We start from the raw sequence: 25,823 nt of genomic DNA on the forward strand, positions 1-25,823 counted from the left end.
GGGACAGGGCCAGGGTCGGGGCGGAGACGACACCGAGCGACGACACCGAGCCCCGCGGAGGTCCCCGTGCGCACGAACCGGCTCCTGCCCCTCGCCGCCGCGGCGGCCCTCGTCCTCTCCGCCTGCGGCGGCGGGGAGAGCGTCGACACCGGAGGAGGAGGCGGCGGCGGGGGAGGCGACGACGTCCTGGTCGCCGCGGTGAGCGCCGAGCCCGACCAGTTCGACCCGCACGTCACCAACGCCTACGCGAGCTTCCAGGTGCTGGAGAACGTCTACGACACCCTCGTCGTCCCCAGCGCCGAGGACCTCACGATGCAGCCGAGCCTGGCCGAGTCGTGGACGACCAGCCCCGACGGGCTGACCTGGACCTTCACCCTCCGGGACGGCGTCACCTTCCACGACGGCAGCGAGTTCGACTCCGCCGACGTCGTCTACAGCTACCGGCGGATCATCGACGAGGAGCTGTCCAACGCCTACCGCTTCGCCACGGTCGCCGACGTGCAGGCGCCCGACCCGCGGACCGTCGTCATCACCCTGACCCGGCCGACGCCGAACCTGCTCGAGCTCATCGGGTCGTTCAAGGGCATGGCGATCGTCTCGGAGAACGCCGCCGAGGAGTTCGACCTGCAGAGCGAGGCCAACGGCACCGGCCCGTTCCGGCTGGAGAGCTCCGACGCCAACGCCACCACCCTCACCACCTTCGACGACCACTGGGGCGGGGCGCCGGCCATCGACGGCGTCGAGTTCCGCTACATCGCCGAGCCCAGCTCCGCACTGACCGCGCTGCGCAACGGCGAGGTCCAGTGGACCGACAACGTCCCGCCGCAGAACGTGGCGGACCTCGAGGACGACGAGGCGGTCGAGCTCGGCTCGGTCACCAGCGTCGAGTACTTCTACCTGTCGATGAACTACGCCGTCCCGCCGTTCGACAACCGGGACGTGCGCCGGGCGATCGCCACCGCGCTGGACCGCGACGAGATCACCCAGGCCGCCCGCTTCGGCACCGCGCAGCCCAACCAGACCGCCATCCCCGAGGGCAGCCCCTGGTACCTGGACTACGCGCCGTTCACCCCGGACGAGGACGCCGCCCGCCAGCTGCTGGCCCAGGCCGGCGTGCAGACGCCGCTGACGATGGGGCTGATGGTCACCGACGAGTACCCCGAGACGGTGGCCGCCGCCCAGGTGATCGCCAGCGAGCTCGAGCCGATCGGCATCCAGGTGGAGATCCAGGAGGAGGACCTCGCCACCTGGCTGGACCGGCAGGACCAGGGCGACTTCGACGCCTTCATGCTCGAGTGGATCGGCAACATCGACCCGGCCGACTTCTACGAGAACCAGCACCTGTCCACCGGCGGCAGCAACTACCAGGGCTACAGCAACCCGCAGGTCGACGACCTGCTCACCCGCGCCGCCACCGAGCCGGACCAGGCCACCCGCAAGGGCCTCTACGACGAGGCAGCGCGGATCATCGTCGACGACGTCAGCTACCTGTACCTCTACAACCCCGACGAGGTGCAGGCCTGGGTGCCCGGGCTGACCGGCTACCAGGTCCGGGCCGACTCGGCGATCGACTTCGAGAACGTGGAGCTGCCCTGAGCGGCTACCTGCTCCGGCGGGCCGGCCAGGCGATCGTCGTCCTGGCCGGTGTGAGCGTCCTCGTCTTCTCCCTCATCCACCTCGTGCGGGGCGACCCGATCCGCCTGGCCCTCGGCACGCGGTTCTCCCAGGAGACCTACGACGCCCTGCGGGAGCGCAGCGGGCTGGACCTCCCCCTGGTCCAGCAGTACTTCACCTGGGCCGGGCGGGCGGTCACCGGTGACCTCGGGGTCAGCTTCCGCAGCGGCGAGACGGTCACCTCGCTGATCGCGGAGCGGCTGCCGGCCACGCTGACGCTGGCCTTCGCGTCCCTGCTGGTCGCGCTGGTCATCGCGCTGCCGCTCGGGATGCTCTCGGCGCTGCACCCGCGGTCGTTCGTCGACCGGCTGGCCACCGTCGTCAGCCAGTTCGGCATCTCGGTGCCGGACTTCTGGCTGTCGATCATGCTGATCCTGGTGTTCGCCGGGACGCTGGGCTGGCTGCCCTCGGGCGGTTACGTCCCGCTGACCGAGGACCCGCTGGGCTGGGCGCAGCGGCTGGTGCTGCCGGCGATCGCCACCGGCGTCGTCTCGGGCTCGGTGATCACCCGGTTCGTCCGGTCGAGCATGCTCGAGGCGCTGGGCTCCGACCACGTGCGGACGGCGCAGGCCAAGGGCGTCGGGACCCGCCAGGTGCTGACCTGGCACGTGCTGCGCAACGCCCTCCTGCCGCTGGTCACGGTCACCGGCGTGCAGCTGGCCTACCTGCTGTCCGGCGTCGTCGTCGTGGAGATCGTCTTCTCCTGGCCGGGGCTGGGGCAGCTGGCCTACCAGGCGGTGCGCGACCGGGACTTCCCCGTGCTGCAGGGCGCCGTCCTCCTGTTCGCCCTGGTCTTCCTCGTCATCAACCTGCTGGTGGACCTGCTCTACAGCCGCATCGACCCGAGGATCGCCCGCCGATGACGCAGCTGCCGACGCCGGGCGCCACCCCGGCCGCCCCCCCGCCCGCCGAGCCGCTGCCGACGGCGGCCCCGCCACGCCCCCGCTGGCGGGAGACGCTCGGCCTGCTGGCCCGCAACCCGACCGCCGCCGTCTCGGCCGTGGTCCTGCTCCTGATCGTGCTGATGGCGGTCTTCGACGAGACGCTCGCCCCCGACGGTCCCAACGAGCAGGACCCGTCGCTGCAGCTGCAGCCGCCGAGCTGGGACCACCCGTTCGGCACCGACGAGTTCGGCCGCGACATCCTCAGCCGGGTGATCCTGGGCGCGGCGACGTCGCTGCGGGTCGGGTTCCTGTCGGTCGCGTTCGCCCTGGTCGTCGGCACGCTCATCGGCCTGCTCGCCGGCTACTACGGCCGGTGGGTCGACGACACGCTGATGCGGCTGATGGACGTGCTGTTCGCCTTCCCGGCGGTGCTGCTGGCCATCGCGATCGTGGCCATCCGCGGCGCCGGGCCGGCCAACGCGATCCTCGCGATCGGCATCGTCTACGTGCCGATCTTCGCCCGGGTCACCCGCGCCAGCGTGCTCGGTGTGCGCGAGGAGGTGTACGTGCGGGCCTCGCGCTCGGTCGGCGCCTCGGACTGGCGGCTGATCACCCGGCACGTGCTGCCGAACGCCGCGCCGCCGATCATCGTGCAGACCTCGATCAGCCTGGCCTTCGCGGTGCTGGCCGAGGCGGCGCTGTCCTTCCTCGGCCTGGGCCCGCGCCGGCCCAACCCGTCGTGGGGGCTGATGCTCGCCGACGGCCGCGGCTTCATCGAGCAGGCCTGGTGGTACACGGTCTTCCCGGGCCTGGCGATCGTCGTCACGGTGCTGTGCTTCAACCTGCTCGGCGACGGGCTGCGCGACGTCCTCGACCCGCGGCAGCGCACCCTCATGGCCGGGGGCGGACGGTGAGCGCCCTGCCCGAGCCCGCGGTGGAACCGGTCCTGGAGGTCGAGGACCTGCGGGTGGACCTGCGCACCCCGCGCGGGACGGCGCACGTCGTCAACGGCCTGAGCTACACCGTCGGGCCGGGTGAGACGGTGGCCGTCGTCGGGGAGTCCGGCAGCGGCAAGAGCGTCTCGGTGCTCGCGCTGATGGGCCTGCTGCCGGCGCGGACGGCCACGGTGACCGGCCGGGCGCTGCTGCGGGGCGAGGACCTGCTCACCATGTCCCCCGACCGGCTGCGGCAGGTCCGCGGGCCCGGCGTCGGCATGGTCTTCCAGGACCCGATGACCTCGCTCAACCCGGTGCTCACCGTGGGCCGCCAGCTCACCGAGGGCATCCGCGCGCACGGGGCGGTGTCGAAGGCCGCGGCCCGGGCGCGCGCGGTGGAGCTGCTCGGCGAGGTCGGCCTGCCCGACCCGGGCCGCGCGGTGGACCGCTACCCCCACGAGCTGTCCGGCGGCATGCGGCAGCGGGTGGTCATCGCGATCGCGCTGGCCAACTCGCCGTCGCTGCTCATCGCCGACGAGGCGACGACGGCGCTCGACGTCACCGTGCAGGCGCAGATCCTGGACCTGGTCGAGCGGCTGCAGGCCGACCACGGCACCGGCGTCATCTGGATCACCCACGACCTCGGCGTCGTCGCCGGCGTCGCCGACCGGGTGCTGGTCATGTACGGCGGGCGCTGCGTGGAGGACGGCACGGTCGACGACGTCCTCGAGCGGCCGGTGCACCCCTACACCCGCGGCCTGCTCGGCGCGCTGCCCGACCTCGCCGCCGACGACGGCGGTGACCTGGCCACCATCCCCGGGACGCCGCCCGCGCCCACCGACCTGCCCGCCGGCTGCGTGTTCTGGCCGCGCTGCCCCGTGCGCGGCGACGCCCGCTGCGAGACCGAGCAGCCGCCGCTGGCCGTCGTCGGGTCCGGGCGCGCGGGGCTGCCACACCGGGCGGCCACCTGGTGTGCGGAAGGGGAGGCGTCGTGACGTCGACGACGAAGCGGGAGGTCCTGGTCTCCGCGCGGGGCCTGGAGGTGCACTTCCCGGTCCGCTCGGGCGGGGTGCTGCGCCGCACCACCGGCGTGCTGCGCGCCGTCGACGGCGTGGACCTCGACGTGTACCGCGGCGAGACGCTGGGCCTGGTGGGGGAGTCCGGCTGCGGGAAGTCCACGCTGGGCAACGCGCTGCTGCGGCTGGTCCCGCCGACCGGCGGCACGGTCACCTTCGACGGCACGGACGTCACCGCGATGGGCAGGAAGGAGCTGCGCGAGCTGCGGCGCCGGGCCGGGATGGTGTTCCAGGACCCGTTCGCCTCCCTCGACCCGCGGCGCACGGTGGCGCAGACGGTGGCCGAGCCGCTGGAGGTCCACGGCCTGCACCCGGGGCGGCAGGCGCGGGCCGCGCGGGTGCGCGAGCTGCTCGAGCTGGTCGGCCTGGACCCGGCGGTGGCCGCCCGCTACCCGCACGAGTTCTCCGGCGGCCAGCGGCAGCGGGTCGGCATCGCCCGCGCACTCGCTGGCGAGCCGGACTTCCTCGTCTGCGACGAGGCGATCGCCTCCCTCGACGTCAGCGTGCAGGCGCAGGTGCTCAACCTGCTGCGGCGGCTGCAGCGGCAGCTCGGCCTCACGCTGCTGTTCGTCTCGCACGACCTGTCGGCGGTGCGGCACGTGTCCGACCGGATCGCGGTGATGTACCTGGGCCGGGTGGTCGAGGTCGGGCCCGCGGCCGCCGTCGCCGCCGAGCCGCAGATGCCCTATACGCGGGCGCTGCTGTCGGCGGTGCCGCTGCCGCACCCGGCGCTGGAGCGGTCCCGGCAGCGGATCGTGCTGCGCGGCGACGTCCCCTCACCGGCGCGGGTGCCCAGCGGCTGCCGGTTCCGCACCCGCTGTCCCGACGTGTTCGAGCCCTGCCCGGACGTCGACCCGGCGCTGCAGCCGGTCGGCTCGGCACCGGGGCACGTCGCCGCCTGCCACCTGCACGGCGTCGTCGGGAAGCCGGTGCAGCGCGAGCGGCCCGACGAGCCGGTCACCGCGGGCGACCCGGCGACCTGACCCGTCAGCCGCGGCCGCTGCGGGTGGGGCGCCGGCCCTGGCGGGAGCCCGAGCGGGGAGCCCGCCGCCCGTCCCGGCCGCCGGCGCGGGGGTGGCCGTCCCGGCCCCGCCCGCGCGGCGCGCTGCACGGGCGGCAGGTGGAGAACCACGGGGCGATGGCGGTGCCGCACTCGGCGCAGGCGCTGGACCGGCTGACCGCGATGGCGTCGGGCAGGAGCTCGCTGATCGCCTCGGCGCACTCCTCCTCGACCCAGGCGGCGTCGTCGGCGTCCAGGTCCGCGACCCCGGGGAACTGCCGCAGCAGCGCCTGGGCGTCGCGCGCGGCCGCGGCGGCCTGCTCAAACTCCTCGACGCTCCCGCCGACCGGGACGTCGGGCAGCACCAGCTCGGGCCGCACCGGCAGGCCCGCGGCGTGCCGCAGCGCGGCGCGGGCGAGCACCAGCCAGCGGGTGCGCCGCGGCGGCTCGTAGTCGATCGGCAGCTGCACCAGGCGCCAGACGGTGCGCAGGTCGCCCACGGCGCCGAGCGGCCCGCGCAGCAGCGGCAGCAGCGCCCGCACCCGCAGCACCAGCTCGCCGACGTCGTCCGGGGTCATCGCCCGGTCGCGGGTCGCCGTGTGCGCCCAGGCCTCCCAGCGGACCAGCGCCTCGGGCAGGTCGGCCGCCTCGAAGGCGCCGAGGTCCTCGAGCTCCGGGCGCAGCCGCGCCCCGCGGGCCGGCAGGTCGCTGACCCGCTCGCCGCGGGCCACCTCGGCGCCGACGGCCACGAGCGCCGCCGACGGCCGCAGCCCGGGCACGCCGGCCAGGACGCCGACCGTCCCGTGCCCGGTCAGGCCGTAGCGGCCGGCCCGCCCGGCGATCTGCGCGGCCTCCCAGCTGCGCAGCGGCCGCAGCTCGGTGCCGTCGAACTTCGTCGTCTCGGCGAACAGCACGGTCGTCGCGGGGACGTTGATGCCGTGGCCGATCACGTCGGTGGTGACGAGGACGTCGAGCTCGCCGGTGGTGAACCGCTCGATGACCTCGCGCCGGGTGGCCGGGGGCAGCGCGCCGTAGAGGACGCCCACCTTGCCGGGCCGGTGCCGGTCGAGCTCGGCGGCGACGGCGTAGACGGTCTTGCGGGAGAAGGCGACGACGAGGGTCTGCGGGCGGACGCGCGGGGTGCGCACCGGCGCGCGCAGGACGTCGAGCCGGGACAGCCGCCGGTGGTGGACGACCTCGACGTCGCCGGCGTCGGACACCAGCGGCGCCAGCTGCGGGTGGGCCTCGGCGGCCGCGATCAGGTGCATCTCGCGGTACTCGCCGGTGAGCAGCAGCCGGGCCCAGTGGTGGCCGCGGTCGGGGTCGGCGATCCAGTGCGACTCGTCGAGGACGAGCAGCTCGCCGCGCATCGGCGCCTTCTCCACCGTGCAGCAGAGGATCGCCGCCTGCGGGTGGACCTCCTCCTCGCCGGTGGACAGGCCGACGGCGCCCTCGGGCAGGCCCGCGGCGAGCTTGGCGTAGGCCTCGTGGGCGAGCTGGCGCAGCGGCGCGGCGTAGACGCCGGAGCCGGTGGCGGCCAGCGCCTGCAGCGACTCGTGGGTCTTGCCCGAGTTGGTCGGGCCGAGGTGGAACACGACCCGCCGCGGCGGGGTCGTGCGGACGGGCAGTTCCGGCGCGGCGTCCTCGACCCACAGCTGCTGGGCGCGCCGCTCGGCGCGGGCGGCATCGCGCTCGGCGGCGCGGTCCGCCGTCGTGGGGACGGGAGGGCGCTCGACGGCGGGGCGCCGCACCCGGCGGCGGGTGGACGGCGGGGGAGCGGTCTCGGGCAGGGGGTGTCCTTCGATCGGCGTGCGGGGCGGGGTCGACGCGACGGAGCCGCGGACCGGGTCGGGGGGACAACACCGTCCGGTCCCGGATCATGCCCGGCGCGGCCGCGGCGGGGCGCACAGCGCGGGGCGTCCCGGGTGGGTCCGCCCGGCGGGGCGGGTTAGCCTCCACCTGCCGGGAGGGCTCGCCTAGTGGCCGATGGCGGCGGTCTTGAAAACCGCTATGGGGTCAAACCCATCGTGGGTTCGAATCCCACGCCCTCCGCTCGCGCGCACCGACCGGGGTGCTGCGCGCCCCTCCGTCCCTTAGCCTGCCCCTCCGCACGAGATCCGAGTCGGACCGGTCCGGGGAGTGGCATGAGCGGAGGCGTGGCGCCGGAGGACCCCGTGCCGGAGGACCCCGTGCCGGAGGACCCCGCGCCCGAGGACCCCGCGCCCGAGGACCCGGTCCTCGCGCTGGCCCGCAGCCGGCGCTGGCTCGCCGAGGCGCAGCGGCTGGCCGCGATGGGCAGCTGGGAGTGGGACGTCCGCACCGGCGCGGTGACCTTCAGCGACGAGCTGTTCGCCGTCTACCGGCTCGACCCCGCCGTGGTGACGCCGACCTTCGAGCTCTGCATGCAGATGGTGCACCCCGACGACCGGAGCCGCGCCGAGCAGGCCATCCTCTCCGCCCTCGGCGCGGGCGGGGTGTTCGACTTCGACCACAGGGTCGTCTGCGGCGACGGCGCGCTCATCTGGGTGCGCGCCCGCGGGTCGGTCACCCGGGACGAGGCGGGCGACGCCGTGCTCCTGGTCGGCACGGCGCAGGACATCAGCGAGCGGGTGGCGATCGAGGCGCGCCTGCAGGAGAGCGAGCGGCGGCTGCTGGAGGCGCAGCGGGTGGCGCGGCTGGGCCGGTGGGACTGGGACGTCGTCACCGACACGGTGACCTGGTCCGACGAGATGTACCGCATCTTCGGCGTGCCGCCGGACGCGCTGGTGCCCACCGTCGAGGGCTACCTGGCGCGGGTGCACCCCGAGGACCGGGCCGAGCTGGTGCGCCTGCTCGCCGACGTCCGCGCCGGCCGGGAGGAGTACGGCCTCGAGCACCGGGTGCTGCGCGCCGACGGCAGCACCGGCTGGGTGGCCTGCCGCGCCGCGGTCGAGCGGGACGCACACGGCGCGGAGGTGCGCGTCCACGGCACCGCCACCGACGTCACCGAGCGCAAGGCGGCCGAGCTGGCGGCCGCCCGGGCCGCCGCGGAGCTGGCCGCGCAGGCCGAGCAGCTGCGCCGGCTGGCCTTCACCGACCCGCTCACCGGGCTGGCCAACCGGGCGCTGTTCGCCGACCGGCTGGCCCACGCCCTCGAGGCGCGCTCGCCCGCCGGCGTGAGCGTGCTGCTGATCGACCTCGACGACTTCAAGGACGTCAACGACGTGCTGGGCCACCAGGCCGGCGACCGGCTGCTGGTCGAGGTCGCCGAGCGGCTCACGCGGTGCGTCCGGCCCGAGGACACGGTCGCCCGCCTCGGCGGGGACGAGTTCGCCGTCGTCCTGGCCGAGGCCGACCACGGCGAGCAGGTGGCCCGGCGCATCAGCGCCGCCCTCGACGCCCCGGTCCGGTTCGGCGACCGGCAGCTGGTGCCCAGCGGCAGCATCGGCCTGGCCCGCAGCGCCGGCGGCGAGCACGTCCCCGCCGAGGCGCTGCTGCAGCAGGCCGACATCGCGATGTACGCCGCCAAGCAGGCCGGCAAGGGGCGGCACGCGGTCTTCGACCCGACCATGTCGACGGCGGTCCTCGCCCGCGCCGACGTCGAGAACGGCCTCCGGCAGGCGCTCGAGGACGACGGGTTCGTCGTCCACCTGCAGCCGCTGGTCGACGTCCGCACCCGCGCGGCCACCCGGGTCGAGGTGCTGGTGCGCTGGCCGCGCCCCGGCGGCCTGGCGCTGCCGGCGGAGTTCCTGCCCGTCGCCGAGCGCAGCGGGCTCGTGCGCGCGCTCGGCCAGCGGGTGCTGCGCACCGCGTGCCTGCGGCTGTCCGGCTGGCTGGCGGCGGACCGGCGCCGGTCGGTGTCGGTCAACGTCTCGCCGGTGCAGCTGCGGGAGCCGGACTTCGCGACGACGGTCCTCGGCGTCCTGGCCGGCACCGGCGTGCGCCCCGGGCAGCTGCTGCTCGAGGTGACCGAGACCGTGTTCCTCGAGGCCGGGCCCCGGGTGGTCGGCCAGCTCGACGAGCTGCGGGCGGCGGGCATCCGGGTGGCCATCGACGACTTCGGGACCGGCTACTCCTCCCTGGGCCGGCTGCAGGCCCTGCCCGTCGACGGCATCAAGATCGACCGCTCGTTCGTGCAGCAGATCGGCGACGGCGCCGACGACCAGCCGATCCTCACGGCCATGGTCACGCTCGCGCACTGCCTGGGCCTGGAGGTCACCGCCGAGGGCGTGGAGACCGGCGTGCAGGCGGCCCGGCTGGTCGAGCTCGGCGTGGACCACCTGCAGGGCCACCACCTCGCCCGTCCGGTGCCGCCCGAGGACCTGGCCGGCGCGGTCGCCGCCGCCGGCGCCGTCCTGCAGGCCGCCGGGGACCGGTCCGCGGGGCGGGGCCGGGAGCCCGTCGTGCTGCTCGCCGCGCCCGACGACGCCCGCAGCCGGGCGCTGCGCGGCGTCCTGCTGCGCGACGGCCTCCCCGTCGTCGTGCCGGGGGCGGCCGCGCCGGAGGCCGACGCCGTCCTGCTCGTGACCGGCCGGGGCCGGGACGCCGTCGACCGGGTGGCGGAGCTGGGCGCCGTGCCGGGGACCGCCGTCCTCGTGCTCTGCGACGACGCCGACCGGGCCACCCGGGCGCGGCTGCTCACGGCCGGCGCCGACGACGTCCTCGTCGACCCCGACTGCTGCCCGCCCGGCCTGGCCGACCGGCTCCGGGCGGTGGTGCGGACGGCGGCCGCCGAGGCGCACCGGCGCGACTGACCCCGCGGAGGTGCGCGGCGCGTCCCGCGGCCCCGCCGGGGTTCCTCTCACCCCTGTGGGTGGGTCGGCTCATCCCGAGGGCCGTTGCTGCCGAAGAGCGGGTGTGGCCATCCACCGGGGACTCAGAGCCCGGCAGCCGCGCGCTGCCGCCCGCTCGCTGGTCCTCGTGCTGGGCATCTCCGCGGGCGCCCTCGCCGCGGTCAACGGTTTCGGTGCGAACGCCGCCTCGCCGCTGACCCTGGCGGCGTGCTGGATCGTCGTCGCCGTCCTCGTCGCGAGCGCCGTCGCGTGCCGTCGTCTCGCGCCCGAGCGGCTCGACCGCTCCGGCGTGTTCCCCCTGCTCGCGGTGACCGGGGTCCTGCTGGTCGCGGGGCTGAACCTCGTGACCGAGGACCCGTCGGCCGGCGCCCAGGCCTTCCTCGCGTTCCCGGTGCTGTGGGCGGCCGCCCACCTCCGGCGGGCGGCCGTCACGCTGGTCACGGCCCTCGCCGTGGCGGCGAACGCCACCGTGCTGCTGCACCTGGTTCCGGTCGAGAACGCGGTCAGCGACGCCCTCCTCCTCGGCACCGTGCTCGCCGTGGTCGCCGTGATGCTGGAACGGGCCGGTGCGGTGCAGGAGCGGCTGGTCGAGGCCCTGGAGCAGCAGGCCACCGTGGACACCCTCACCGGCCTGGTCAACCGCCGGGTCTTCGACGACGCGCTCGCCGTCGCGCTCACCGGCCCCGCCGGCGCCGACGGCACCGCCCTGCTGCTGCTCGACGTCGACTCGTTCAAGCAGATCAACGACCAGCACGGCCACCCCGTCGGCGACGACGCGCTGGTCCACCTCGCCGGGATCATCCGGCGGCAGATCCGCGCCGGCGACGCCGTCCTGTCCCGGCTGGGCGGTGACGAGCTCGCCGTCCTGCTGCCCGGGTGCACCGCCGAGGTCGCCGTCGCCCGCGCCGAGTCGGTGCTCGGGACGGTGCTGTCCACGCCGCTCGCGCTCCCCGACGGCAGCCTGCTGGCGATGTCGGTGAGCGTCGGGGTGGCGCACGCCCGCGGCGCCGCGGTCGGGATGCGCGAGTTCTACGCCGCCGCCGACCGGGCCCTGTACCGCGCCAAGCGCGCCGGCCGCGGCCGCGTCGAGGTCGCCCCCGCGTAGCGGCGGCTCAGCGCAGGTGCCGGGCCGCGGCCGCCAGGGTGCGGGCGGTGAGCCGGCCGTCGGCCAGGCCCAGCGCCACGACGTCGTCGAACACCCGCTGGTCGCCCGCCGCCGCGCGGAACGCCGCGTCCATCACCCGGGGCCACCGGCTGACCCACGACGCCGCCGACGCCGACCGGTGGTGCGCGCCCAGCCGCCGCCGCAGCGCCCTCCGGTGCACCGCGCCCGCGGCCGCCCCCGCCGACGCGGCCGCCCCGGCCAGCGCCCCGGACAGCACCGCGTAGAAGATCCCCTCGCCGGTCATCGGGTTGACCAGCGACGCCGCGTCGCCGGCCAGCAGCACCCGCCCGTCGGGCTGCCGCGGCCGGCCGGTGGACAGCGGCAGCCGGTGTGCCCGCAGCCCCCCGGGCTCGACCCCGGGCAGCAGCCGGTGCAGCCCCTCCACCAGCGCCGCCCGGGTGGCCCCGCCGGAGACCAGCTCGCCGTAGCCGACGTTGGCCCGCCCGTCGCCGAGCGGGAACGACCACGCGTAGGCAGGCCAGCGCTGCTCGGTGGTCACCAGCACCTGGGTGCCGCCCTGGCCGGGCAGCTCGGGCGCGTAGCCGCGCAGCGCCACCGCCATCCGGTCGTCGGGGTTCCGCGGCAGGCCCAGCGCCCGCCGCACGACGGACTCCGCGCCGTCGGCCCCGACCAGGACCCCGGCGGTGAGCACCCCGTCGACGTCGACGCCGTCCGGTCCCGGCGTGACCCGGCGGACGGCGTGCCGCCGGAACACCGCCCCCGCGTCGAGGGCCGCGGCAAGCACGCGGGCGTCGAACACCGCGCGCGGCACCACCGACGACGGCCGGTGCGTGGCCCGCTCCACCGCCGCGCCGCCGGGCGAGCGCAGGGACAACCGCGGCGCGGGCGCGTAGCCGGCGGTCAGCGCGGCGACGTCGGCGCCCAGCCCGGCGAGCACGTCGAGTGCCTCGGGGGCGATGCCGTCGCCGCAGACCTTGTCGCGCGGGAAGTCGGCCCGGTCGAGGACGAGCACCGAGGCGCCGTCGCGCCGCGCGGCCAGCGCCGCCGCCGCGCCCGCCGGGCCGCCCCCGACCACGACGACGTCCCAGCGCTCCACGGGGGCGACGCTAGGCAGCGCCGCGGCCGGCGGCCAGCCGGGCGCTGTCCCGCCGCCCGGTCCCGGCGCAGGGTGGCCGGGTGACCGCACCCGACGAGCGCGAACTGCTGCTGCGCCTGCTGGCCGACCAGCGCACCGCGCTGCGCAACGCCCTGTACGGGCTCACCGAGGAGCAGGCCCGCGCGACCCCGAGCGCCAGCGAGCTGTCGCTGTCCGCGCTGCTCGAGCACGTGACCCAGGGCGTGCGGGCCGACCTGGCCGGGCGGGTCGGGCGCCGTCCGCACGCGGTGGAGGGCGATCCGCAGGCCGAGTGGATGGCCGGGTTCGCCGTCGTCCCCGGCGAGACCGTGGAGGTCCTGCTGCACCGGCAGGCGGAGGTGGCGCGCGAGACCCGAGGAGGTCGTGCGCGCCGAGCGCGACCTGGACCGGGTGGTCGCGGTCCCCGACGGCGTCGCGCGCTGGCTGCCCGAGGGCACCGTGTTCACCGTCCGCTGGCTGCTCCTGCACCAGATCGAGGAGCAGGCCCGGCACGCCGGCCACGCCGACGTCATCCGCGAGTCGATCGACGGCAAGGGCGCCTGGCAGCTGGAGGCCGAGGCGCAGGGCACCGCCGCTCCGACCTGGACCTAGGGCGGGGTGGGCGCCCACTTCCGCGGCGGGTGCTGGTAGCCCTCGACGAAGGCGAGCAGCCCGGCCGCGTCGGTGACCACGCCGAGCGCGTCGAGCCGGCGCCGCTCGAGGTAGCCGTCGTCGGCCATGCGGCCCAGCTGGGCGAGCAGCGGCTGCCAGAACCCGTCGACGTCGAGCAGCACCACCGGCTTGGCGTGCAGGCCGAGCATCCCCCAGGTCCAGGCCTCGAAGAGCTCCTCGAGCGTGCCGGCGGCCCCGGGCAGCGCGACGAAGGCGTCGGAGAGCTCGGCCATCCGCGCCTTGCGCTCCTGCATGGAGGCCACGACCTCCAGCCGCGGCAGGCCGGGGTGGGCCAGCTCGTCGTCGACGAGGTGCTGCGGGATCACCCCGACCACCTCGCCACCGGCGGCCAGGGCGGCGTCGGCGACGACACCCATCAGCCCGACGTGCCCGCCGCCGTAGACGACCCCGACGCCGGCCTCGGCCAGGCCCGTGGCCAGGTGCGCGGCGGCCCTCCGGTGCGACTCCGGCCCGGGCCGGCTGCCGGTGAAGACGGCGATCCGCATGCGCTGGTGGCTAGCCGCCGTAGTAGCGGTAGACCGGCTCGGCGGTGCAGGCCGGCTTCTCGCTGCCCTCGCGCTCGACGACGGCGGAGAAGGTCAGCTGCAGCCCGCCGGCGACCTGCTCGACGTCCTTGAGGGTCGCGGTCAGCCGCACGCGGGAGCCGACCGGCACCGGCGAGGGGAAGCGCACCTTGTTCAGGCCGTAGTTGACGCCCATGGCGGTGTCGGTGACCGCGAAGACCTGCGCGAACAGCGGCACGAGCAGCGACAGCGTGAGGTAGCCGTGCGCGATCGGCCCGCCGAAGGGGCTCTCGGCCTTCGCCCGCTCGACGTCGACGTGGATCCACTGGTGGTCGCCGGTCGCGTCGGCGAAGGTGTCCACCCGGTCCTGCGTGACCTCGAACCAGTCGCTGGTGCCCAGCTCCTGCCCGATGAGGCCCGGGACCTCGGCCATCGTCGTCGTGGTCGCCATGCGGGGTGCCTCCGTCGTCGTCGCCGGTCGTCCTCCCGGATCCTGCCAGTGCGGTTTCCCGGCCCGCGGCCCGGCTGCGGTTCACTTGTCCGGGTGGCGACCATCCGTCTGACCCCCACCGACGGCTGGACCACCTGCTCCCTGGGCCACCGGCACTGGGGCCGGGCCGGCGCGGCCGGCCTGCTGGTGCACCGCGACGGCGGCGACGGCCCCGAGCTGCTGCTGCAGCACCGCGCCCTGTGGTCGCACCACGGCGGGACGTGGGGGACGCCGGGCGGGGCGCTGCACGTGGACGAGACGCCCGAGCAGGGCGCGCTGCGGGAGGTCGAGGAGGAGCTCGGGCTGGCCGCCGCCGACCTCGTGCTCGGCGCCCGCTCGGTCGACGACCACGGCGGCTGGGCCTACACGACCGTCCTGGCCCGCCCGGTCGGCGACCTCGACCCGTCGCGGCTGCGGCTCGACGGCGAGAGCACCGGCGTCGCGTGGGTGCCGCTGGCCGCGCTGCACCAGGTCGCGCTGCACCCGGGGCTGGCCGCCTCGATGGACCGGCTGCGGCCGCTGCTCGCCGCCTGAGCTCAGCCGACCGTCACGGTCAGCGCCCGGTGGTCGCCCACGCCCAGCCGGTGGGCGGCGGCGTCCCGGGCGGTCACCCGGCCCAGCGCGAGCAGGTGGTCCAGCTGCAGGCGCGGCCCGTGCGCCGGGAAGCTCGCCTCCCGCACGAGTGCGGTCGCGCCGAGCAGCCGCGCCGGCAGCCCGCCGGGCAGGTTGAGGTCGCCGGCGACGACCACCGGCCCGGGCAGGGACGCCACCCAGCGCCGCAGCCGGCGCAGCTGCCGCACCGCCGTCGGCGGCGAGAACGACAGGTGGGTGGCCACCACGGTCAGCCCGTCCAGGCAGGCGGCGACGGCGACCCGCGGCTCGTCGGGCACCCACCACAGCCGCGGCCGGCCGGTGGCCGGGTCCGGCGCCCGCAGCGGCAGCCGGGCGCGGCCGGACCCCAGCCCGAGCACCGCCCAGTCCCGCGCCGGGCGGCGGACCAGCAGCGCGACGCCGTACGCGGGGCCGTCCGGCGCGCGCTCCGGCCCGCGCAGCCCGGGCGGGTCGGCAGCGGACCACGTGCCGCGGAACGGGCTCGGCGTCCCGGTGAGCGTGGCCGCGTGCCGCCAGTCGCCCGCGCCCAGCGCGCCGGCGAGCACCGCGGCCTGGTCGGTGCCGCCCGAGCGGGGCTGGCCGACGTCGACCTCCTGGACGGCGAGCACGTCGACGTCGAACCCGGCGACCGCCGCGGCGAGCGCGGCCGGGGCCAGCGCGCGGCCGTCGGCGCCGCGACCGGAGGCGAGGTTGAGGGTGCCCACGCGCAGGGCGGCGCCGTCGGGCACGGGTCCGACGCTAGCGGCGGCGGGTCGCCCGTGCGCGGGACTCGGCTGGCCAGCGCAACCACCGGGCTGGTACTTCGTTGTACCGGACGTGTGAGGGCAGTCTCACCACCTCGACGGAGAGGGGTCGACCCATGGGCGCGCGGCACCGCGCAACGGAGGACGTCGTGGCAGGGGACCCGGCGGCCGCCGCCGAGCCGGCTCCCGAGACCGCGGGGCAGCGCTTCTGGTGGCGCGTGCTCATGTCCTTCGCCGTCACCGGGATCGTCGTCTCCCCGCTGATGGCCACGGCCGGCGCGGACGTCTCGGGAGCCGTGGCCGGCGACCGCGGCACGGGCGTCTACTCCGGCGACGACGCGGTCGCGCAGCCCCCGGCCTACGCCCGGCTGACGCCGTCCTTCGGCGTCCCCGGCACGCCCGACGGCTTCCTCTTCCCGGGCTTCGGCACCACGGTCTCGTCGCAGCGCGCCACCGCGGGCACCGGGCCCTCCGCCGGGCTGACCGGCATCGCCGGCTCGGTCGCGGCCGCGACGACCGGTGCCGCCGCGCCCGCCGCCCCCGCTCCCGCCGTCCCCGCCGCTCCGGCGCCCGCCGCCCCGGCCCCGGCCGGCACCGCGGGCGGCGCCCCTGCCGGCTCCGGCTCGTCGGGCGGCCCGGCCCCGTCCGGCGGCACGACGGCGCCCGCGGCCCCGGCTCCCCCTGCGCCGGCCGCACCGGCCCCCGTCCCGACGGCGCCGGCCCCGGTCCCGGCGGACCCCGTCGGCGACGCCGTGGGGGGCGTGGTCGGCGGTCTGACCGACACGGTGGGCGGCGTGGTCGGCGGTGGCACCGAGGCGGTCGGTGGCCTGGTCGGTGGTGCCACGGGCACCGTGGGCGGGGTCGTCAGCGGCGTCACCGGCGGCGTCACCGGCGGACTGGGCGGTCTGCTCGGCGGCTGAGGCGGGGTCGCGGACGCCCGGATAGGTTCACGTCATGAGCGCCCGCGACGACGTCTCGGAGATCTTCGACAGCGCCGCGTGGCAGCCGGTCGACGGGTTCGACTTCGCCGACATCACCTACCACCGCGCCGTCGACGCCGGCGTCGTCCGGATCGCCTTCGACCGGCCCGAGGTGCGCAACGCGTTCCGCCCGCAGACCGTCGACGAGCTCATCACCGCGCTCGAGCACGCCCGGCTGGCCACCGACGTCGGCTGCGTGCTGCTCACCGGCAACGGCCCGAGCCCGAAGGACGGCGGCTGGGCGTTCTGCTCGGGCGGCGACCAGCGGGTGCGCGGGCGCCACGGCTACGAGCACGAGGTGGGCCGCAGCAGCGGCCGGCTGCACGTGCTGGAGGCGCAGCGGCTGATCCGGTTCATGCCGAAGGTCGTCGTCTGCGTCGTCCCCGGCTGGGCGGCCGGCGGCGGGCACAGCCTGCACGTGGTCAGCGACCTCACCCTCGCGAGCGCCGAGCACGCGCGGTTCAAGCAGACCGACGCCGACGTCGGCAGCTTCGACGGCGGCTTCGGCTCGGCCTACCTCGCCCGCCAGGTGGGCCAGAAGTTCGCCCGCGAGGTCTTCTTCCTCGGCGAGGAGTACTCCGCCGAGGACGCGCACCACATGGGCATGGTCAACCGCGTCGTCCCGCACGCCGAGCTGGAGCTCACCGCGCTGGACTGGGGCCGGCGGATCGTCGCCAAGAGCCCGACCGCGCAGCGGATGCTCAAGTACTCGTTCAACCTGATCGACGACGGCCTGGTCGGTCAGCAGCTGTTCGCCGGGGAGACCACCCGGCTGGCCTACGCGGCCGAGGAGGCCGTCGAGGGCCGCGACGCCTTCCTGGAGAAGCGCGACCCCGACTTCTCCCGCTTCCCCTGGCACGTGTGAACGGAGGACCCGTGATCGTCGAGGTGGTGGGCGGCGCCGACGAGCGCCCCGAGGTGCGGGTGGTCGACACCGACGACCTGAGCAAGCTGCAGCTGGCCCTCGGCCAGGTGACCGACGAGGAGGCCGACGAGGTGCTGCGCGAGGCGGGCCTCGGACGGCTGCAGGACGACGGGACCGGCCTGCTCGACACCGCCGCGCTGCGGGCCGCCGCCGAGCCCGACGCCGACGTCGCCGACTGGGGCGAGCGCTTCGACCGGATGGTCGAGCAGGCCCGCGACCGGGGCTGGGTCAGCGACGACGGCGCCACCCTCCGGGTCCACGTCGAGGGCGCGGCGGGCGCCTGAGACGGGGTCCCGACGGTCCGGTCGGGTGACGATACGGCCCCGGTCGTTGTGGTCACTCCACTGACAGGTCAGGATGAGACCGTGCGCAACCTGATGTCGTGCGAACGAGTTGGCTCGTGAGCGGCACCCCCGGCCGCCCGCTGAGCGCCGAGCTGTCCGAGCAACTGGTCGCCGTCGCCGTCGACATCCTCGCCGACGAGGGCTGGGGCCGGCTCAACAGCGACCGGGTCGCGGCCCGGGCGCGTGCGGGCAAGGCCGGCATCTACCGGCGCTGGCCGTCGATGGCGGCGCTGGCGAGGTCCGCGGTCAGCCGCTTCACGCTGGTCCGCGTCCCCGAGGACGAGGGCTCCCTGCACGCCGACCTCGTCGCGCTGGTCGCCTCGTGGCGCCGGCCGCTGTCCCGCGAGGAGCGCGCCGTGGCCAGCCTCGTCGGTGCCGCCCGGCACGACGAGGACCTGCGCGCCGGGCTCGAGGCCGCCCTGGTGCGCCCGCTGACCGAGGCCGTCGAGGTCCTGGGCGAGCGCTGGGCGGCACGGGGCGAGGAGGTGCCGGCCGAGCGGCTGGCGCTGCTGCGCTCGGTGCTCGAGGCCTTCTGGTGGCAGCGGCTCACCGCGGCCGGTGACGGCGGGATGGTCGCCGACCACGTGGAGCAGGTCGTCGACGACGTACTGCTCCCGATCGTGGTCCCGGCCGCGGAGCCCGCCCGCCGCTGAGGCCGGCCACGGCCGGGCGGCCGGGACCGGGTCAGACGGCGCGCAGGGCGCGGGCGGACTCGTCCGCCGTCGCGGAGCTCACCAGGCCCGCCTCGTAGCCGGAGAGCAGCCGCTCCGCCAGCGCGCGCGTGGCCGCGGCCACCTCCGCCGCCTGCTCGGGCGCGGGCATCGGCGAGCGCGGCTGGGTGACCAGGATCCGCGAGACCGCCAGCCACGTGGCGGCGACCACCGCGGCCGTCGTCCGCGGGTCGGCGGGGACCGGGTGCTCGGGGCAGGGGCCGGTCCAGGCCTCGACGAGGGCCTCGCGCAGCCGGGCCTCGGCGGTGTGGTGCAGCTCCCGCTCGGAGGCCTGCAGCGCCGGGGAGCGGTCGAGGTCGGTGACGGTGCAGCGCCCGGTCGGATCGGCCAGCCGCTCGACGTAGTGCCCCACCGAGGCGACCAGGTGCGCGCGCAGCGCGGTCAGCGCGGGGACCCCCGCGGGACGCTCCCGCACGGCGGCCGCGGGCCCGTCGACCCACGGCGTCCGGTCGGCCCAGTAGAGCTCCTCCTTGGTCGTGAAGTGGTTGAAGACCGTCTGCACCGCGACGTCCGCCGCGGCCGCCACGTCGGCGATGGTCACGGCGTCGAAGCCGCGGTCGGCGAACAGTCGCTGCGCCGTCTCGCGCACGTGCGCGCGGGTGAGGGCCTTCTTCTGGGCCCGACGGGACTGATCACTCACGGTACGAAGGGTAGCAACGCTGCGTTGCCGGTCTCGCCGAAACGGAACGACATCATCCGGTCGGGGCGTGCCGCCAGTCGTCGGCCACGGCCGTCGCCCACGTCTCCACCAGCACGGTCAGGTCGATGACGTCGAGGTCGGCGGCGACGTCCGCGATCGTCGTCGTCCACTCCCGCGGGCGGGCCGGGAGCGGGTCGGCCGGCCCGACCCCGAGGGCCGCCAGGGCCGCGCGCAGCGCGGGCGGATCGGCCGGGTCGGGGTGCTGCGCGGCGTAGGCGGCCTCGGCCAGGGCCAGCGCCGGGGGAGCGGTGCCGTCGGGCGCCGGATCGTCCCGGAGCCCGCGCACGGTCTCCTCGAACAGCCGGGTGCAGGCGGCCGAGGCGCCCGGTCGCGCGGCGGGCTCGCCGGGCAGCGGCACGAGGACCGAGCCGCAGCCGGGGCAGCGGGTGGTGGGCCGGGGATCGCCGGTCGCGGTGCCGGGGGAGGGCGGGGCGGCGGGCCGGGGAGCGGGCACCCGGCGATCCTGCCGCACCCGGCCGGGCGCGGTGCACGGAACCGCACGTGGCACCGGGTGCCACCCCGGCGTGGGGCACCGCCGCGGCGTGGGGTTGGCTGGGCGCCGAGACGACGGCGTCCGCGAGGGCGGGTGCCGGGCCAGAGGAGGGCCGGGGACCGGTGAGGACCAGGGGAGCGGTGCTGCGCGAGGCGGGCACCGAGTACGAGATCGTCGACCTCGAGGTCGTGGACCCCGGCCCCGGTGAGGTCCTCGTCGAGATGGCCTACGCCGGGCTGTGCCACTCCGACGAGCACCTGCGCCACTCCAACCCCGGCGGGCGGTACCCGATCGTCGGCGGCCACGAGGGCTCCGGCGTCGTCCTGGCGGTCGGGCCAGGCGTCACCTCCGTCGCGCCCGGCGACCACGTCGTCACGAGCTTCCTGCCCGCCTGCGGGCACTGCCGGTACTGCGCCACCGGCCGCTCCAACATCTGCGACGCGGGCGCCACCATCGCGATCGGGCAGCTGCCCACCGGCACCTATCCCTTCCGGCTGGACGGCGAGCCCCTCGGCGGGTTCTGCATCGTCGGCGCGTTCGCCCGGCACACGGTGCTCAGCGAGTTCTCCTGCGTGCGCATCGACCCGCACCTGCCGCTGGACACCGCGGCGCTGCTCGCCTGCAGCGTGCCCACCGGCTGGGGGTCGGCGGTCTACTCCGGCGGCACCCGCCCCGGTGACGTCGTCGTGGTGGTCGGGCTCGGCGGGGTCGGCGTCAACGCCGTCCAGGGCGCGGTGCACGCAGGCGCGGTGCACGTGATCGGCGTCGACCCGGTGGCCATGAAGCGGGAGTTCGCGGAGACGCTGGGGGCCACCCACACCGTGGCCGACGCCCGGGAGGCCGCGCAGCTGGCTCGCGAGCTGTCCCGCGGCACGGGCGCCGACGTGGTGGTCGTGACCGTCGGGAAGATGTCGGCCGAGGTGATGGCCGGGGCGTCGGCGTGCCTCGGCAAGGGCGGCACGCTGGTGCTCACGGCGCTGGCCGACCACCCGCGCGAGGGCCACGTCGACCTCAACGGGCAGATGACCACGGTGTTCGAGCACCGCGTGCAGGGCTCGCTGTTCGGCTCGTGCAACCCCTTCCGCGACATCCCGATGCTGGCGCGGATGGCCGAGGAGGGGCGGCTGGAGCTGGGCCGGCTGGTCACCCGGCGGTACCCCCTGGACGAGCTGAACCAGGGCTACCGGGACCAGGCGGCCGGCGAGACGATCCGGGGCCTGCTCGTCCACGGCTGAGCGGCGCACGGTCGTGCTCTGCCCCCGATGCGGACCAGAGCGCGAGGCTCCCTTCGTGCTCTGCCCCCGATGCGGGGCGGAGCACGACTGCCGGCAGGACCTCAGACCGCCCCGGCCCGGGCGGCCCGGTACTCGGGGACGGTCACCATCGGCGGCCGCTCGTCGACGGCGACCGGCGTGCTGACCGGCAGGAAGCCGCTGCCGTCGGCGCGGAACTGGGTGAGCAGCCCACCAGCGCCGGACCGGCCGCTGCGGGCCAGCACCGCCGAGACCACCTGGCCGGCCATCCGGCCCAGCGCCTCCTGGTCCTGCGAGGTGTGCCGGCGCACGCCCAGGTCGACCTGCGCCAGCCCGTGCAGGCCGAGCAGCCCGAGCAGGTCGACCAGCAGGCCCACCTCCACGCCGTAGCCGGAGACGAACGGCACCTGCTCCAGCGCCTCGCGCCGGCCGGCGTACTCCCCGCCCAGCGGCTGCACGAAGCCTGCGAGCTCCGGCCACAGGGCGTTGAGCAGGGGGCGCGCGGTGAGCTCGGTGACCCGGCCGCCGCCGGCGGGGGTGACGCGGCCGTCGACCTCCAGCGGCCGGGCGTAGCAGCCCTTGACGTAGCCGACCTGCGGATCGGTCAGCAGCGGCGCGAGCAGTCCCGGGACGTAGTGCGTGACGTCGCCGAGCAGGTCGGCGTCGAGGAAGACCAGCAGGTCGCCGCTGGTGGCCGCGAGCGACTTCCACAGCGCCTCCCCCTTGCCGGGCCGGCTGCCGTGCGCGGGCAGCACGTCCGCGGCCGCGACGACGTCGGCCCCGGCGGCGCGGGCGACCTCGGCGGTGCGGTCGGTGGAGTCGGAGTCGACGACGAGCACCTCGTCGACCAGCGGGACCAGCCGGACCCAGCGCTCGACCAGGCCGGCGACGATCCCGCCGACGGTGGCCTCCTCGTCGCGCGCGGGCAGGACCAGGCTGACCCGGTGGCCGCCGCGGCGCTTGGCCCGCAGCAGGCCGAGGACGTCGACGTCGGCGACCGAGCGGACGGCGGACGTGCGGCCGGAGAACCAGGTGGCGGCGTCGGGTCGCATCGCCCCACTGTCCTGGAGGCCCTCGGCTCGCCGCCACGGGGCCCGGCAGGTGTTCACGGAGCCGTAGCCGGGCGTTCCGCCGTCAGACGCGGCTGGGATCCCGGAGGGCCGCGGGGCTGTCCGGCCCCACCTGCGCGCCGGCGCCGTCGGGCTCCGGGTGCCCGAGCTCGGTCAGCCAGCCGCGCAGCACCCGGTGCAGGTGCTCGGCCCCGACGATCTCGCCGGGGGGCGTCAGGACCCGGGGGTGGGCGAGGAACCCGCGCTGCTGCGGGCCGCCGAGCCCGCCGTGCGACCCGACGTGCGGCTCGAAGGGCGAGGCCTCGTCGGTGTCCGGGTCGTAGCGGCTGTTGACCATGACGTCGGGGCAGTGCGGGAACGCGGACACCCGTGCCACCAGCGCGGGCGCGTGCTCGCCGTAGCCGGCCAGCGGGTCCTCGCCGACGACGACGCCCGTGGCCAGCCGGTGCAGGCCGTCGCGGCCGAGGACGACCGGCCCGTGCTCCTCGGAGTGCACCAGCACGAAGCCCACGCCGTCGTGGTCGACCAGCGCCGGCAGCAGGTCGGGCCAGTGGTGCTCGATCTCCTCCAGCGGCACCCGTCCGGGCAGGTCCGGGAAGGAGACGCCGGCGGTGTGGCCGGAGACGACGACCACCACGCCCGGCGCCACCCGCGCCACCCGGCCCGGCTCCCCGGACGGCGTCCGGTGCGCGTGCTCGCCCGCGCCGGCGGACTCGACCCGCTCGCGCAGCCGGCGGGCGATGAACCCCGGCCCCGACGCCACCTCGGCCAGCGCGGTGGTCACCTGCCAGCCCTCGGCCGGGCGTCGGCTGTCGCGCGGTTCGGGTCCGCGCCGCCCTGGGTCCGGCGTGCCGCCGCAGTGCCGGCCGACGAAGGACTCGATCGTCTCGCCGAACCGCTGCGCGAAGGCCTCGCCCTGGGTCTGGCCGTGGTCGGACAGCAGCACCACGTGGTACGGCCGCGGCGCGAGCTCCGCGGCGCGGGCCAGCCGGCCCACCTGCTGGTCGATGCTGCGCAGCACCTCGAGGGTGTCGAAGCGCTCGACGCCGCTGTGGTGGGCGACCTCGTCGTAGCCGAGGAAGTCGGCGTAGACGGCCGGGCGGCCGACCATCATGTCCTCGAGGATCGCCGCGACGACGACGTCGCGGGCGATGACCGTCGTCCCGGGCCGGGCCAGCGGGTAGAGGCCGCCGCGGCTGACCCGGGGCCGCACGTCGGCGCGGCGCTGCCGGGCGGCCGCGGACAGCTCCCGGTAGACGTCGGCGAGCGAGACGCCGAGCGTGCGCAGCGCGTTCACCGGGTTGGCGAAGTACGCGTAGTAGCCGGCGCCCACCCGCTCGCGCCGCCGTCCCGACCGCCGGGGCACCACCAGCGGCAGGGCGCTCATGGTCAGGCTGACGTGCGGGGCGTCGCCGGTGAACAGGTTGCCGCGGCTGGCGCCGCCGCCGGCCAGCAGCCCGCGGCCGTCGGAGTGCCGCCGCTCCACCTCGGCGGCGTCGGCCGGGTGGGAGACCGCGACGACGTGGTCGCGGTCCTTCTCGTAGTAGCGGAACCCGAGGACGTCGTGGTTGGAGCCGTGCAGGATGCCGCAGACCGAGGCGCCGGTCTGCGAGCTCCAGTCGGTGTGCCACGAGGTGAGCGCGTGGCTGCCCGACCGCAGCCACGCCGCCAGGGTGGGCATCGACCCGTCGCGGACCGCGCGCCGGGCGGTGTCGGCGCCGAGCCCGTCGATCTGCAGGAACAGCACGCCCGGCGGGCAGGGCCCGGCGGCCGAGGCGGAGCCGGCGCGGCGGCGGGCGCGGCGGAAGAACACCTCGTCCTCGTCGATCGCCAGCGCGCTGCTCACCACCGCCGTCACCGCCGCCATGGCGACGACGACCAGGGTGGCGGTGCCCAGGTCGGTGACCACGACGCCCGGGACGGCGAAGGAGACCGCGAGCACCCCGGCGCCCAGCAGCAGGAAGCTGCCCAGGCCGAGGGTGAACAGCGCCAGCGGCAGCGCCACGCGCATGACCAGCGGCCAGACCACGCCGGCGAGCAGGCCGAGCAGCAGCGCGGTCAGCGGCGGTTGCCACCAGGCGGCCATCGTGAACCCGGCGAGCCACCGGTCGAGGACGACGAGGGCGAGCGTCGCCAGGAGCCAGGTGAGCAGCACCCGGGCCGGTGCGCGGCCGCGGCCGAGCACCCGGCCGCGCTGGTCCGGCCGGCTCACGCGGGGCCGCACGACGTCGGGCTGCCCTCGTCCTCCGGCTGCCGCTCGGGCTCGGTGTGCCGCCGGCGGCGGGACCCGACCAGGTTGAGCACCGCGCCGACGACGAGGACCAGCAGCGTGGCCACCAGCGTGGCGACCAGCGGGCTGTCGAAGATCCCGCCGCTGGCCACGCCGAGCAGCGCGTAGGCGACCGCCCACAGCGAGGCGGCCAGCAGCGAGGCGGGCAGCAGCCGCCGCCACGGGTAGGCCAGCGCGCCGGCGGCCAGCAGCACGGGGATGCGCCCGGCGGGCAGCAGTCGCCCGGCGACGACGATCTGCCAGCCGTGCCGGCGGAACTGCTCGCGGACCTCCTCGATGCGGTCGGCGTGCTGGCCCCGCGCGACCCAGCGCACCGCGGCCGGCCCGCCGAACCGGCAGACGGCGAAGGTGGTGACGTCGCCGAGCCAGGCGCCGAGGGTGGCGACGACGAGCACCGCGACCAGGTTGAGCTCGTGCGCGGTGACCGCGAACGCGGCGGCGGCGCCGACCAGCGGCCCGGTGGGCACCACCGGGACGATCGACCCGAGCAGCACGCCGCCGAACAGCACGGGGTAGCCCAGCGACCCGTCGGTCCAGGCGGCGGCGAGGGTGGTGCTCATGCGGCGTCCGCCACGGTGGGGAGCGTGACCGGCCGGCCCGGCTCGGGGACGACGACGCTGGTGCGCAGCCGGCGGGCGGCGACCGCCTCGGCGAAGGCCAGCGGCGGCTCGGTCAGCAGCCGGCGGTAGCGCCCGGCCAGCCCGGGGAGCGTGGTGCCGCCGCGGACGGCGAGGGTGCCCCAGTGCACCGGGACGGCGACCTGCGGGCGCACGCGCGCCACGGCCTCCGCGGCCCGCGCGGGGTCGAGGTGGCCCGGACCGAGCGTGGGACCCCAGCCCCACACGGGCACCAGCGCGACGTCGACCCCGCGGTCGCCGATGCGGGTCATGCCCTCGAACAGGTCGGTGTCGCCGCAGGCGTAGACGCTGGACCCGGCGCCCTCCAGCAGGTGCCCGACGGCGACCGTCTCCGGGCCGTGGGTCAGGCGGGGGCCCCAGCGGTGGCCGCTGTGCACCGCGGGGACGGCGGTGACCCGCAGCCCGCGGTGCACCAGCGACTCCCCGGGGGCGAGCTCGTCCACCCAGCGGACGCCGCGCGAGCGCAGCCACGCGCCGGCGCCGCGCGGCACGACCACGCGGGCGTCGTCGGCCAGCAGCCGCAGGCTGGCCAGGTGCAGGTGGTCGGCGTGGAGGTGGCTGACCAGGACCAGGTCGGCGCCGGCCCAGGCGGCCGGGGGCGGGAGGGGGGAGACCCGCCGCAGCGGGCCGAGGGAGCGGGTGAGGACCGGGTCGGTGAGCACCGTGGACCCGGCCAGCTCGACGCGGACGGTCGAGTGGCCGATCCAGTGCAGCCGGGGACCCTCCACGCGGCCAGTATCGACCCGGGGACCGACGGGTCCGGGGACGCCGTCCCCC

General features: G+C 76.7%; 25 protein-coding genes, 1 tRNA gene and 1 pseudogene. 16 read left to right on the forward strand and 11 right to left on the reverse strand.

All coding sequences use genetic code 11. The features are described from left to right. Positions 1-66: 66 nt before the first annotated feature. From ACI79Z_RS02105 to ACI79Z_RS02125, 5 genes are read left to right on the forward strand one after another with little or no spacing between them, the layout of a single operon-like run. On the forward strand, positions 67-1,596 hold the full coding sequence (locus tag ACI79Z_RS02105) for an ABC transporter substrate-binding protein (RefSeq protein ID WP_456901532.1): 1,530 nt from the start codon (positions 67-69) through the stop codon (positions 1,594-1,596). Positions 1,597-1,604: 8 nt separating this feature from the next. Further along, a complete protein-coding gene (locus tag ACI79Z_RS02110) occupies positions 1,605-2,537 on the forward strand; it encodes an ABC transporter permease (protein WP_456901635.1) in 933 nt (310 codons plus the stop codon). Next, a complete protein-coding gene (locus ACI79Z_RS02115; protein ID WP_387990445.1) occupies positions 2,534-3,472 on the forward strand; it encodes an ABC transporter permease in 939 nt (312 codons plus the stop codon). The genes ACI79Z_RS02110 and ACI79Z_RS02115 overlap by 4 nt, the downstream gene beginning before the upstream one ends. Continuing rightward, a complete protein-coding gene (locus ACI79Z_RS02120; RefSeq protein ID WP_456901533.1) occupies positions 3,469-4,488 on the forward strand; it encodes an ABC transporter ATP-binding protein in 1,020 nt (339 codons plus the stop codon). Before ACI79Z_RS02115 ends, ACI79Z_RS02120 begins: the two co-directional genes overlap by 4 nt. Continuing rightward, positions 4,485-5,552, forward strand: coding sequence for an ABC transporter ATP-binding protein (locus ACI79Z_RS02125; RefSeq protein ID WP_387990439.1), 1,068 nt, complete (start codon positions 4,485-4,487; stop codon positions 5,550-5,552). Before ACI79Z_RS02120 ends, ACI79Z_RS02125 begins: the two co-directional genes overlap by 4 nt. A gap of 4 nt (positions 5,553-5,556) precedes the next feature. Here ACI79Z_RS02125 and ACI79Z_RS02130 read toward each other — a convergent pair whose 3' ends face one another. Then, positions 5,557-7,320 (reverse strand): helicase-related protein, encoded by a 1,764-nt coding sequence (locus ACI79Z_RS02130; RefSeq protein WP_387990437.1) that lies wholly within the window; start codon positions 7,318-7,320, stop codon positions 5,557-5,559. Positions 7,321-7,534: 214 nt separating this feature from the next. Here ACI79Z_RS02130 and ACI79Z_RS02135 point away from each other — a divergent pair. The 3 genes from ACI79Z_RS02135 (at position 7,535) to ACI79Z_RS02145 (ending at position 11,446) form a co-directional block, all read left to right on the forward strand. Continuing rightward, a tRNA-Ser gene (locus ACI79Z_RS02135) sits at positions 7,535-7,621 on the forward strand. A gap of 92 nt (positions 7,622-7,713) precedes the next feature. Continuing rightward, positions 7,714-10,302 carry an EAL domain-containing protein gene (locus tag ACI79Z_RS02140; protein WP_456901534.1) on the forward strand — a complete coding sequence of 863 codons (2,589 nt, stop codon included), beginning with the start codon at positions 7,714-7,716 and terminating at the stop codon, positions 10,300-10,302. Positions 10,303-10,405: 103 nt separating this feature from the next. Continuing rightward, entirely contained in the window at positions 10,406-11,446 is a 1,041-nt protein-coding gene (locus ACI79Z_RS02145; RefSeq protein ID WP_387990431.1) for a GGDEF domain-containing protein, read from the forward strand. A 7-nt stretch (positions 11,447-11,453) separates the two neighbouring features. Here ACI79Z_RS02145 and ACI79Z_RS02150 read toward each other — a convergent pair whose 3' ends face one another. Further along, positions 11,454-12,563, reverse strand: coding sequence for an NAD(P)/FAD-dependent oxidoreductase (locus ACI79Z_RS02150; RefSeq protein WP_456901535.1), 1,110 nt, complete (start codon positions 12,561-12,563; stop codon positions 11,454-11,456). Positions 12,564-12,643: 80 nt separating this feature from the next. Between ACI79Z_RS02150 and ACI79Z_RS02155 the strand changes: the two are divergent. Next, positions 12,644-12,922 (forward strand): annotated as a pseudogene (locus ACI79Z_RS02155) (mycothiol transferase); the annotation flags it as partial. After that, positions 12,861-13,193, forward strand: coding sequence for a mycothiol transferase (locus tag ACI79Z_RS02160; RefSeq protein ID WP_456901636.1), 333 nt, complete (start codon positions 12,861-12,863; stop codon positions 13,191-13,193). The pseudogene ACI79Z_RS02155 and the gene ACI79Z_RS02160, both read left to right, overlap by 62 nt. Here the strand turns inward: ACI79Z_RS02160 and ACI79Z_RS02165 are convergent. Both ACI79Z_RS02165 and ACI79Z_RS02170 read right to left on the reverse strand, forming a co-directional pair. Beyond that, on the reverse strand, positions 13,190-13,759 hold the full coding sequence (locus tag ACI79Z_RS02165) for an LOG family protein (protein ID WP_456901536.1): 570 nt from the start codon (positions 13,757-13,759) through the stop codon (positions 13,190-13,192). The two genes, ACI79Z_RS02160 and ACI79Z_RS02165, sit on opposite strands and share 4 nt — an antisense overlap. 10 nt (positions 13,760-13,769) lie before the next feature. Further along, positions 13,770-14,228 (reverse strand): MaoC family dehydratase, encoded by a 459-nt coding sequence (locus tag ACI79Z_RS02170; protein WP_387990421.1) that lies wholly within the window; start codon positions 14,226-14,228, stop codon positions 13,770-13,772. Between the two features lie 93 nt (positions 14,229-14,321). Here ACI79Z_RS02170 and ACI79Z_RS02175 point away from each other — a divergent pair, with 93 nt between their 5' ends. Further along, positions 14,322-14,801 (forward strand): NUDIX domain-containing protein, encoded by a 480-nt coding sequence (locus tag ACI79Z_RS02175; RefSeq protein WP_387990418.1) that lies wholly within the window; start codon positions 14,322-14,324, stop codon positions 14,799-14,801. A gap of 2 nt (positions 14,802-14,803) precedes the next feature. Here ACI79Z_RS02175 and ACI79Z_RS02180 read toward each other — a convergent pair whose 3' ends face one another. After that, entirely contained in the window at positions 14,804-15,607 is an 804-nt protein-coding gene (locus tag ACI79Z_RS02180; protein WP_456901537.1) for an endonuclease/exonuclease/phosphatase family protein, read from the reverse strand. Positions 15,608-15,771: 164 nt separating this feature from the next. Between ACI79Z_RS02180 and ACI79Z_RS02185 the strand changes: the two genes are divergently transcribed. The 4 genes from ACI79Z_RS02185 to ACI79Z_RS02200 all read left to right on the forward strand — a co-directional run bounded on the left by ACI79Z_RS02185 (position 15,772) and on the right by ACI79Z_RS02200 (position 18,524). Then, a complete protein-coding gene (locus tag ACI79Z_RS02185; protein ID WP_456901538.1) occupies positions 15,772-16,542 on the forward strand; it encodes a hypothetical protein in 771 nt (256 codons plus the stop codon). A gap of 34 nt (positions 16,543-16,576) precedes the next feature. After that, entirely contained in the window at positions 16,577-17,467 is an 891-nt protein-coding gene (locus ACI79Z_RS02190) for a 1,4-dihydroxy-2-naphthoyl-CoA synthase (RefSeq protein ID WP_456901539.1), read from the forward strand. An 11-nt stretch (positions 17,468-17,478) separates the two neighbouring features. Further along, positions 17,479-17,811: a hypothetical protein gene (locus ACI79Z_RS02195; protein ID WP_456901540.1), complete on the forward strand. Its 333-nt coding sequence runs from the start codon at positions 17,479-17,481 to the stop codon at positions 17,809-17,811. 116 nt (positions 17,812-17,927) lie between these two features. After that, complete coding sequence (locus ACI79Z_RS02200) at positions 17,928-18,524, forward strand: TetR-like C-terminal domain-containing protein (RefSeq protein WP_387988559.1); 597 nt, start codon at positions 17,928-17,930, stop codon at positions 18,522-18,524. A 31-nt stretch (positions 18,525-18,555) separates the two neighbouring features. Here ACI79Z_RS02200 and ACI79Z_RS02205 read toward each other — a convergent pair whose 3' ends face one another. Together ACI79Z_RS02205 and ACI79Z_RS02210 are read right to left on the reverse strand one after the other, a co-directional pair. Continuing rightward, entirely contained in the window at positions 18,556-19,242 is a 687-nt protein-coding gene (locus tag ACI79Z_RS02205; RefSeq protein ID WP_456901541.1) for a TetR/AcrR family transcriptional regulator, read from the reverse strand. Between the two features lie 52 nt (positions 19,243-19,294). Further along, positions 19,295-19,756, reverse strand: a complete 462-nt coding sequence (locus tag ACI79Z_RS02210) for a DUF5946 family protein (protein ID WP_456901542.1) — start codon at positions 19,754-19,756, stop codon at positions 19,295-19,297. Between the two features lie 161 nt (positions 19,757-19,917). Here ACI79Z_RS02210 and ACI79Z_RS02215 point away from each other — a divergent pair, with 161 nt between their 5' ends. Continuing rightward, entirely contained in the window at positions 19,918-21,030 is a 1,113-nt protein-coding gene (locus tag ACI79Z_RS02215; protein WP_456901543.1) for an NDMA-dependent alcohol dehydrogenase, read from the forward strand. A 101-nt stretch (positions 21,031-21,131) separates the two neighbouring features. Here the strand turns inward: ACI79Z_RS02215 and ACI79Z_RS02220 are convergent, their stop codons facing one another. From ACI79Z_RS02220 to ACI79Z_RS02235, 4 genes are all read right to left on the reverse strand, one after another. Then, the gene (locus ACI79Z_RS02220; protein WP_456901544.1) at positions 21,132-22,100 is read right to left on the reverse strand and encodes a glucosyl-3-phosphoglycerate synthase; all 969 of its coding nucleotides are present in this window, start codon (positions 22,098-22,100) and stop codon (positions 21,132-21,134) included. 82 nt (positions 22,101-22,182) lie between these two features. Next, positions 22,183-24,330, reverse strand: coding sequence for a phage holin family protein (locus tag ACI79Z_RS02225; RefSeq protein ID WP_456901545.1), 2,148 nt, complete (start codon positions 24,328-24,330; stop codon positions 22,183-22,185). Next, positions 24,327-24,968 (reverse strand): DedA family protein, encoded by a 642-nt coding sequence (locus ACI79Z_RS02230; RefSeq protein ID WP_387988553.1) that lies wholly within the window; start codon positions 24,966-24,968, stop codon positions 24,327-24,329. Before ACI79Z_RS02230 ends, ACI79Z_RS02225 begins: the two co-directional genes overlap by 4 nt. Continuing rightward, a complete protein-coding gene (locus tag ACI79Z_RS02235) occupies positions 24,965-25,774 on the reverse strand; it encodes an MBL fold metallo-hydrolase (protein WP_456901546.1) in 810 nt (269 codons plus the stop codon). The genes ACI79Z_RS02230 and ACI79Z_RS02235 overlap by 4 nt, the downstream gene beginning before the upstream one ends. Positions 25,775-25,823: the final 49 nt, after the last annotated feature.

This window comes from Geodermatophilus sp. SYSU D00663 (assembly GCF_054050655.1).